This is a genomic window from Clostridium sp. HV4-5-A1G (genome assembly GCF_900184915.1).
Classification (GTDB): domain Bacteria; phylum Bacillota; class Clostridia; order Clostridiales; family Clostridiaceae; genus Clostridium_B; species Clostridium_B aromativorans.
Genome location: NZ_FXYI02000388.1, coordinates 1 through 544, shown reverse-complemented (window position 1 = coordinate 544; position 544 = coordinate 1). Strand labels below are relative to the sequence as shown.

The window sequence follows — 544 nt, the reverse complement described above, 5'->3', positions numbered from 1 at the left end:
TTTATATATAACAAAATGCTGGCTGATAGAATTAAATCATACAAGGAAAACAAAGATTTGGATATTAAAAAGATTAAGTATCCTACCCCGGCACAGTATAAAAAAGAATTTGAATGGCTTAAAGAAGTTGACAGTCTTGCTCTGGCAAATGCTCAAATGGATCTAAATAAAGCATATAAAAATTTCTTTAGAGATAAATCAATAGGTTTTCCTAAATTCAAAAGTAAGAAAAGTAACTATAACAGTTATACAACCAATAATCAAAATGGAACAGTTTATATCAAAGATGAACATATTAAATTACCTAAATTAAAATCCATGATAAAGATAAAACAGCATAGAGAATTCAACGGAATAATTAAATCATGTACTGTATCCCAGGTGCCGAGTGGCAAATATTTTATATCTATACTGGTTAATTGTGAGATTAAAAAGCTGCCTGAAGTCAGTAAAAAAATAGGAATAGATATGGGGCTAAAAGAATTTGCAATATGTTCAGATGGATATAGAGAGGCCAACCCAAAATATCTGAGAAAATCAGAAA

General features: G+C 29.2%; 1 protein-coding gene. It reads left to right on the top strand.

Annotated elements, in window-relative coordinates; all coding sequences use genetic code 11:
* Positions 1-544 (top strand): RNA-guided endonuclease InsQ/TnpB family protein (locus J5G60_RS18690; RefSeq protein ID WP_207876669.1); only part of this gene is annotated, 544 nt, incomplete at both ends.